The organism is Acidovorax sp. GW835-FHT14G06 (genome assembly GCF_058793595.1).
In genome coordinates, this window is record NZ_JBXAGA010000002.1 from 318,386 (window position 1) to 326,661 (window position 8,276).

Genomic DNA, 8,276 nt, shown 5'->3' on the forward strand with positions numbered 1-8,276 from the left:
GGCATTGATGTCGCCATGTATCGTGCGCCTGACGTGAACTCATCCATCCTCATCGACATCAGCCAATTGCGTGTCGGCATGTACATTCAGCTCGATGTGGGCTGGATGCACCATCCGTTCCCGACCAGCAGTTTCCGGGTGGCATCGTCTGAGCAGATCGCCACTTTGCGTGAGCTCGGGCTGACTGAGGTGCGGTACGTCCCCAAAAAGAGCGATCCTGAACTGCAGGAGCTGGTGCCTGCGGCCTGGAGCGTGCCCGAAATGTCTGCCCCTGCGCCCAATGGCCTGGATGCTCCCGGACCGGGGGCGACCGTGGTCGTAGACCCCGAGGCGCAGCGGCGTCGCGAATTGCTGGAAGCGCAAAACCGGGCCTTGTCCGCTTGCAATCAGCGTTTCTCAGAGGCTACCCGGCAATACCAGTCCATGGAGCGTACGGTCTCTGAACATCCGGACCAGGCCAAGGTAAAGGGGGAGGCCTTGGTTTCCGGGTGTGTCACGGAGCTGCTGGAAAACGGTGACTCCGTCATCCGGCTGCTGTCCGAAGGTGTGGGCGAGCGCAACGGTCTGCATCCGATCAATGTGATGGTGATCTCACTGTTGCTGGGGCGATCCCTGGGCATGAAAAGTGAGGAGCTGCACGATTTGGGCGTCGCTGCGCTGATTCACGACATCGGCAAACTCAAGCTGCCACCCAACCTGCGCCAGCCGACGCCCTCCATGATCCCCATGGAGCGCACACGCTACGAGACCCATGTGGCAGAGTCCGTGGCCTTGGCCAAACGCATGGGTTTTACCGACGCGGTGCTGACCGCAGTTGCCCGGCACCATGAGATGTGTGACGGCAGTGGTTTTCCCCAGCGTCTGAAGGGGCCTGATCTGGGGCGCATGAGTCAGGTCCTGGCCCTGGTCAACCAATACGACCGGATGTGCAATCCGGCCATGGGTGTGACGGCGCTCACGCCGCATGAAGCGCTCTCTGTCATCTTTGCCCAGCTCAAGGCGCGGTTCGATTCTGTGGTTCTGGGCGCTTTCATTCGCATGATGGGTGTGTACCCGCCCGGCTCCATCGTGCAGTTGGTCAACGACCGGTACGCCATTGTGGCCTCCGTCAATTCGTCCCGGCCCCTGAGGCCCAAGGTCATCGTGCACGACCCGCGCGTTCCCAAGGACGAGGCACCGATCCTAGACTTGGAAACTGTACCTGAACTGGGCATACGGCGCAGCCTCAAGCCCGCACAGCTACCGCGTGATGCGCTGGACTACCTGTCGCCCCGGCAGCGGATCTGTTACTTTTTTGAGCGAGCGGTCAATCCCGGCCCTGACGAGGCTGCGGCGTGAGCGATCTGCAATCGTTCGGATGGCTGGATGGCCTGCAGGAGGCCGTGTGGCTGCTGGATGAGGCGAGCCAGCACATTTTGCAAGCCAACGCAGGCGCCGAACGTCTTATGGGACTGTCTGCCGCCGCCATGCGGGGGCGGTCTGTGCTGGATCTGGCCAGCACGCCCCAAGAGCTGGCCTTTTGGTCTGAGCCCGCTGCAGTGATTGCCCAAGGCGTTCCCGCACACACCAGTTTGCTGCGTCCCGATGGCACCTTGGTGCCGGTGCAGCGTTGTGTCAGACGCGTACCCTGGGGGGATGGTGGTGGCAGCGCTTTGCTGCTGACCATGCTAGACCGCAGCCGCCAGGAGGCCACCGAACGCGAGCTGGAGACGTTACTTTCTGAGCTGCGCGCCACCCTGGACTCCGCCGCCGACGGCATGCTGGTGTGTGGGTTGGACCGCCGGGTGCGCGCCTTCAATCAGCGCCTGGCGCAGCTGTGGAACCTGCCTCGCCAGCTGTTGCTGGAGCGTGACGATGCGGCGGTGTACGCCTTCATGGCGGACCAGGTGGCAGACTCCCGTTTGTATGCCGAACGCTTGGCAGCCATCGATCGCGAGCCGATGCAGGAGAGCACTGACATCGTCGAGCTGCGCAATGGCGTGGTGCTGGAGATGCGCACGGTGCCGCAGTTCAGCCAGGGCTGCGCGGTGGGGCGTGTGTATTCGTTCCGTGACATCACCCGCCAGACGGAGACCCAGGCGAGCCTGCGTCTGGCGGCGCGAGTGTTTGAGTCCAGTCTGGATGCGATCTTCATCGCAGACAGCCAGCACCGCATCATGCGCATGAACCCAGGGTGTGAGCGGCTGGTGGGGCCAACCGCCAAGGGTTTTGAAGGCTGTGTGGCTGCCTCGCTCTTTGGCGGTGGCTCGGATGCCGCGTTCATGGAACAGGTGCTGCAGGGCTGGGCCCAGGATGGATTCTGGGAAGGCGAGTTGTGGCTGCCCCGGGACAACGGTGCGTATTGTGCAGTCCAGTTGTCGTGGGTGGCCCTGCGTGATGATGAAGGGCGGCTGGTGCAAAGCATCGGCTTCATGCGCGATCTCACGCTTCAGCATGCCGCGCAAAAGCGCATCGAGGAACTGGCCTACAGCGATGCCCTCACCGGTCTGCCCAACCGCTTGCTGCTGTCGCAGCGTGTGGACACCGCCATCCAGGGGGCGCGCCAGAGTGACACCGGCTTTGCGATCCTGTTCCTGGACATGGACCGCTTCAAGATCATCAATGACTCTCTGGGGCATCCCTTTGGGGACCGGGTGCTGCAATTGGTGGCCGAGCGCCTGCAGACCTGCTTGCGGCAAACCGACATGCTGTGCCGGCTGGGAGGCGATGAGTTTGTCATCTATCTGCACGGTGGTGATGCATCGGTGGCCGAGAGCGTGGCGCGCCGGATTCTGGACGACATGCTCAAGCCCTTCATGCTCGACAGCATGGGCTTTTCGATTCAGTGCAGTATCGGCATTGCGCTGTACCCGCAAGACGGCGCAACGCTGGACGACCTCATCAAGCAGTCGGACACCGCGATGTACCGCGTCAAGGAGCGTGGGCGCGGCAGTTATGGCTTCTACCAGCCGCAGATGAACGCCAACCTGCTCGCGCGCATGCAGATGGAGCATGCGATGCGCCAGGCGCTGGGCCTGCAGCGCATGGCCGTGCACTATCAGCCCCAGGTCAATATGGCGACCGGGCGCATCAGCGGGGCCGAGGCGCTGTTGCGCTGGACGGATGCTGAGTTTGGCGCGGTGTCGCCCGCCGTGTTCATCCCCTTGGCTGAAGAATCAGGTTATATCGTGACCTTGGGCGCCTGGGTGATGGAGCAGGCGGTGCGAGAGGCTGCCCTGTGGATGCACAGCGGCACGCCCATCATGATTTCAGTGAACGTGTCAGCGCTGGAGTTCCGCCAGCCTGACTTTGTGGATCGCATCACACGCCTGCTGGCGGTGCACCAGTTGCCACCCACGTTGCTGGAGCTGGAGCTGACGGAAACCATCCTGCTGCAGGATGCGCAGGAGATGGAGCAGCGTTTGCGGGTGCTGGCTGAGCTGGGCATTGGCTTGGCGATCGACGATTTTGGTACGGGCTATTCGAGCCTGGCCTATCTCAAGAAACTTCCCATTCACAAGCTCAAGATCGACCAGTCTTTTGTGCGTGGCTTGCCCGACGACGACGGCGACCGTGCCATCGTCAGCGCCATCATCAGCATGGGCCGCGCCATGCACATCGAGGTGGTGGCCGAGGGGGTGGAAACCGAAATCCAGCAGGCTGTGCTGCAGCAAATGCAGTGCGAACACTACCAGGGTTTTTTGTGTGCACCTGGTCTGCCAGCGGAACAGTTCCGCGCCATGCTGAGCAAACCTTTGCCGCTGAAGGCCCAGGGGCGTCACCGGCCTTTGAGCACCTGAAGGTCTGGAGCGTAGCGACCAAGCCGTGCGGCCGGTGGGTCGGCCGTCCAATCCGTCTTTCTGTCGGCCTTATGCGGCCGAAACGCCTTTCCACAGCATGTAGGCCGCCAGGCCAAACAGCAGCGATGCAAACACGCGCTTGAGCTGCTTGACGGGAAGGTTGTGCGCCGCCTTGGCACCCAGCGGGGCCGTCAGCACGCTGCAGGTGGCAATCACCCCCAGTGCAGGCAGCCAGATGTAGCCCAGAGACGCGGACGGCAAGCCGCTCACGTTCTGCCCGCCAATGACGTAGCCAATCACGTTCGCCAGCGCAATCGGAAACCCCAACGCGGCACTGGTGGCCACTGCATTGTGGATGGGCACATTGCACCAGGTCATGAAGGGCACACTGACAAAGCCTCCGCCCGCGCCGACCAGACCGGACAGAAAACCGATGACGCCGCCCGCCGCCACCTGGCCTGCGCCGCCCGGCATCTGGCGCGTGGGCGCAGGTTTTTTGTCCAGGAACATCTGCGTGGCGGAGAAGCTCACGAACAGTGCGAAGAAGATCGCCAGGAACGAGCCCTTGAGCAGTGCAAACACCCCCAGACTGGCAACGAATCCGCCCAGCACAATGCCGGGTGCCAGGCGCTTGACGATGTCCCAACGGACGGCGCCGCGCTTGTGATGGGCGCGCACGCTGGAAATGGACGTGAACATGATGGTGGCCATCGACGTGGCAATCGCCATCTTCACCGCCAAGTCGGGCGCTACCTGCCGAGCGCCCAGGATATAGGTCAGGAACGGCACCAGCAGCATGCCGCCCCCAATGCCCAAGAGCCCCGCCAGGAAGCCTGTGGCCAGGCCGAGCACACCGAGTTCAACAATCAGCAGGGGATCGAGCATGGCGGGATATCAGGCAACAAAGAACAACAGAGCACGCGGAGAGCCGCGAAAAATGCCCTGTCACGGACGCAGCAGCGGGTGCTTGCTATGACAGGGCATGGGGAAGAGGGTGTCTGCGAATGCCACCGGACCCTCATCCTGAACCGGGGGTTCAGGTGGGCGAGGGCAGCCTGGCGTTGGGTTCATCTGACGCGAGATGATCACGCTCACCGGACGATGTACCAAGCCCGAGCTCAATGAGCATTGGTTCAAGGAAATATAAAGCCCGACAGCTTCGCAGACCTGTCAATTGTAGGTGCTGCCAGCGGGCGCTGCGCGCTCGGGGTCATGTAAAGCCCGCAAGCGGCTGTGACGGACGGGGGAGAGAACGGTCTGCTACAGCCCGCCAAGGACTAGAGCAGGCGCCCGTCGTCGCCCAAGGCGTCGTCCAGACGCTGGACCAGGCTTTGCAGGCGCTGATGATCGGTATCAGCCAGCAGGCTTTCCTGGTGCCCCGCCAACGGTGCGCTGGCGCTGGCAGATGGATTTGCCACGGGCTGGGCTGCGGCTGCAAGGTCTGCCGCTTCGCGGTCGGCGATCTCGAAAGCCAGGTTCAGGGCGGCCAGTACCGCGATGCGTTCTCGAGCTCGGACCTTGCCCGCATCGCGGATGCGCGTCATGGCAGTGTCCACACGCTCCACGGCATCCAGCAGGCGGCTTTCGTGGCCCTCGGGGCAGGTCAGCAGATAGCTTTGCTGCAGGATCTGCACCTCGATTTGCTTCATTCGGCTTCTTTCGTGAGCGGCGCGGCGGCGGGCAGGCGTTCGAGCAGGGCATCCACCCGGGCGCGTGCTGCGCTCAAACGGGATTTGAGCGAGTCGCGCTCCTGCGTCAGTGCCGCAACTTGATCAGCCAGCAGGGCATTGGTGCGCTGCAACTCCGCATGTCGCAGCAGCAGGCGCTCCACGCGCTCGGCGATCTGGTCGGTGGGGGACGGTATTGCCATACAGCCTTGGATTGTAGGCGGTGTGACACCGAGCGGTCCCTGGCCCCAAGCTGCAGTGGTGTGCAATGCGCAACAGATACAAGTGCATTGTCGGCCGCGTGGGTGCCATGCGGAGTTGCCCGCTTGATCTGGCGCTCTGGGAGCAGCTTGTAAACGGTCGTAAAATCCCGACGTTGGTGCTCGCGGTGTGGTTCACATGCCGCAGTTCAACGGGAAGCAGGGAGGCGCCGTACCACCGGTACCCGCCCAGCCTGCGCTGCCCCCGCAACGGTCAGCGGACGAATCACCTGATTCTCTCTCCATCCATAAGCCACTGGGCGCCTTGAACAAGCGCCTGGGAAGGCGTTGGGGGGGTGTTCCGCCAGCCCGGATACCGGCCAACACGGTGGCTGCGTGCGCCCTTTTTTGGCGCTGCGCGGCTGTATCACCCATACGCTGGCGGGAGGCCGGCCCGGGTTGTTTGTTGACCTTGATCCCCATGAAAATCCGTACCCTTCGTGCGCGCCCTGTGGCGTCGTTGCGCCTGCCCGCCCCACGCCTGGCACTGCTGTCATTGTTGGCTGGCAGCGCCTGCGGCGCTTTCGCACAGACCGCCCCGGCCACCGGCGAGCTGCTGGCGCAAAACCTGCGCGCACCGTCGTTGTCTGAAACGGTGGTGGCGGCCACGCGCACCCCGCAGCCGCTGGCCGACCTGGTGGCCGACATCTCCATTGTGGACCGCGAAACCATCGAAAGCAGTGGCGCCACTGGTCTGGCCGACTTGCTGGCCCGTCTGCCCGGTGTGGAGTTCTCGCGCAACGGTGGCCCTGGCACCACCACTGGCGTGTTTCTGCGCGGCGCGGAATCGCGCTTCACTGCGGTGTACATCGATGGGGTGCGCATCGACTCGCAATCCACCGGTGGCGCGCCCTGGGAGAGCATTCCTCTGGGCCTCATCGACCGCATTGAAGTGCTGCGCGGCCCAGCGGGCGCCGTCTATGGCTCGGACGCCCTGGGCGGCGTGGTGCAGATTTTCACCAAGCGCGGTGAAAACGGCACGGCGCCCTATGTGGGCGTGGGCGTTGGCAGCCACAACACCACCAAGGTGGAGGCCGGGATCAGCGGTGCCAGCGGCACGCTGGACTACGCCCTGGGACTGGCGCGTGATGACAGCAAGGGCTTCAACGCGCGTCCCATCGCTGGACAGAACCCCGACCGTGACGGCTACCGCAGCACGGCAGGCCACGCGCGGGTAGGCCTGCAGGTGAACGCAGTGCATCGCCTCGAAGGCACCCTGATGCTGAACGACACCAACAGCGGCTACGACAGCGGCCTGGGCAAGGACGACCGCAACCTGCACACCATGCACGCGTTGGGCCTCAACTGGATCGCGCAGTGGAGCAGTGCCTACAAGACGCGCTTTTCCATCACCGACTCGCGCGACGAATACGAAACCCGCCCCTCGCCGTACCTGAGCGACACGCGCCTGCGTGGCTACTACTTCCAGAATGAATGGCGCCAGGGCGCGCACCTGGTCACGGCGGCCCTGGAGCGCCGTGAAGATCGGCTGGAGAACAAGCCCATCGACGCCAAACGCTCGCAAGACGCGCTGGCGCTGGGCTACGGCTACAACGCTGCAGGCCACACCGTGCAGCTCAATCTGCGCCACGATTCCGACAGCGAGTTCGGTGGCAAGAGCACTGGCAGCGTGGCCTACGGCTACGCCATCACCCCGCAGTGGCGCGCTACGGCGTCGGTGGGCACGGCCTTCCGTGCGCCCACGCTGTACCACCGCTTCAGCGAATACGGCGTGGCCACGCTGCGCCCCGAAAGCAGCCGCAATGCCGAAGTGGCGCTGCGCTACGCCCAGGGCAACAGCACCTTCTCTGCCACGCTGTTCCGCAACCGTGTCAGCAACCTTATTTCGTTCTCTGGCCCCGGCACCTGCCTGTCGGACTTTGGCTGCTACGCCAACACGGCCCGCGCCGAATACAAGGGCGTGACGTTCGCGGGTTCGCACCGCGTGGGTGACGTGCAATTGCACGGCTCCATCGACCTGCAGCGCCCGCGTGACCTGGATACCGGCAAGCAGCTGGCACGCCGCGCCAAGCAGCACGCCACCTTTGGCGCCGACACCCGCCTGGCGGGCTGGACCGTGGGCGCCGAAGTGCAGGCATCAGGCCGCCGTTTCGACACCGTGGCAAACACCAACGTGCTGGGCGGCTATGCGCTGGTCAACCTGTACGCCAGCACCCGCATTGCGCGCGACTACACGCTGCTGGCCCGCATCGACAACCTGGCCGACAAGGGCTATCAGCTGGCCCGCACTTACGCCACTGCAGGGCGCACGGTCTACGTCGGTGTGAAGTGGGCACCTCAATGAAGCCCCCCCTGAGTCGCTGCGCGCCTTCCCCCCGGAGGGGGGACGCCACCCGTGGCCTGGCGGAGCCAGTTCCACGGTGGCACTGGCTTGGGGCGCGCCAGTTTCGTCGGCCGCTGGGTGAGTACCGCACTGGGGGTGAGGTGTGACACGCTGTCCCGCGTTGCTGATTGCAGCCCCGGCTTCCGGGCCTGTCTCTTCTCCACATCTGACGCTGCCGACGATTACCTGGAAGTGTAGATCTCGGTGGTCGCCGTATCATTAAAAA

General features: G+C 64.0%; 6 protein-coding genes and 1 riboswitch. Of the genes, 3 read left to right on the top strand and 3 right to left on the bottom strand.

Going from position 1 to position 8,276, the window contains the following annotated elements:
- The first annotated feature begins 15 nt into the window (after positions 1-15).
- Together AC1Q64_RS04030 and AC1Q64_RS04035 are read left to right on the top strand one after the other, a co-directional pair.
- Positions 16-1,338 carry a cyclic di-GMP phosphodiesterase gene (locus tag AC1Q64_RS04030; RefSeq protein WP_291435367.1) on the top strand — a complete coding sequence of 441 codons (1,323 nt, stop codon included), beginning with the start codon at positions 16-18 and terminating at the stop codon, positions 1,336-1,338.
- Positions 1,335-3,779 carry a putative bifunctional diguanylate cyclase/phosphodiesterase gene (locus AC1Q64_RS04035; protein WP_492250542.1) on the top strand — a complete coding sequence of 815 codons (2,445 nt, stop codon included), beginning with the start codon at positions 1,335-1,337 and terminating at the stop codon, positions 3,777-3,779. The genes AC1Q64_RS04030 and AC1Q64_RS04035 overlap by 4 nt, the downstream gene beginning before the upstream one ends.
- 69 nt (positions 3,780-3,848) lie before the next feature.
- On the opposite strand, the gene AC1Q64_RS04040 is transcribed toward AC1Q64_RS04035, so the two are convergent.
- The 3 genes from AC1Q64_RS04040 to AC1Q64_RS04050 form a co-directional block, all read right to left on the bottom strand.
- Positions 3,849-4,664 carry a sulfite exporter TauE/SafE family protein gene (locus AC1Q64_RS04040; protein WP_492250543.1) on the bottom strand — a complete coding sequence of 272 codons (816 nt, stop codon included), beginning with the start codon at positions 4,662-4,664 and terminating at the stop codon, positions 3,849-3,851.
- A gap of 392 nt (positions 4,665-5,056) precedes the next feature.
- Positions 5,057-5,428, bottom strand: a complete 372-nt coding sequence (locus AC1Q64_RS04045; RefSeq protein WP_291435325.1) for a cell division protein ZapA — start codon at positions 5,426-5,428, stop codon at positions 5,057-5,059.
- A complete protein-coding gene (locus tag AC1Q64_RS04050; protein WP_015014799.1) occupies positions 5,425-5,649 on the bottom strand; it encodes a hypothetical protein in 225 nt (74 codons plus the stop codon). Before AC1Q64_RS04050 ends, AC1Q64_RS04045 begins: the two co-directional genes overlap by 4 nt.
- A gap of 157 nt (positions 5,650-5,806) precedes the next feature.
- Positions 5,807-6,045: riboswitch (cobalamin riboswitch) on the top strand.
- Between the two features lie 82 nt (positions 6,046-6,127).
- On the opposite strand from AC1Q64_RS04050, the gene AC1Q64_RS04055 reads away from it, so the two are divergent.
- Positions 6,128-8,011 carry a TonB-dependent receptor domain-containing protein gene (locus AC1Q64_RS04055; protein ID WP_492250544.1) on the top strand — a complete coding sequence of 628 codons (1,884 nt, stop codon included), beginning with the start codon at positions 6,128-6,130 and terminating at the stop codon, positions 8,009-8,011.
- Positions 8,012-8,276 lie beyond the last annotated feature (265 nt).

Excerpts from the sequence above, each read along its gene's own strand:
- AC1Q64_RS04055 (WP_492250544.1), top strand. The coding sequence starts at position 6,128 with ATGAAAATCCGTACCCTTCGTGCGCGCCCTGTGGCGTCGTTGCGCCTG.
- AC1Q64_RS04030 (WP_291435367.1), top strand. The coding sequence starts at position 16 with ATGTATCGTGCGCCTGACGTGAACTCATCCATCCTCATCGACATCAGC.
- AC1Q64_RS04050 (WP_015014799.1), bottom strand. The coding sequence starts at position 5,649 with ATGGCAATACCGTCCCCCACCGACCAGATCGCCGAGCGCGTGGAGCGC.
- AC1Q64_RS04040 (WP_492250543.1), bottom strand. The coding sequence starts at position 4,664 with ATGCTCGATCCCCTGCTGATTGTTGAACTCGGTGTGCTCGGCCTGGCC.
- AC1Q64_RS04045 (WP_291435325.1), bottom strand. The coding sequence starts at position 5,428 with ATGAAGCAAATCGAGGTGCAGATCCTGCAGCAAAGCTATCTGCTGACC.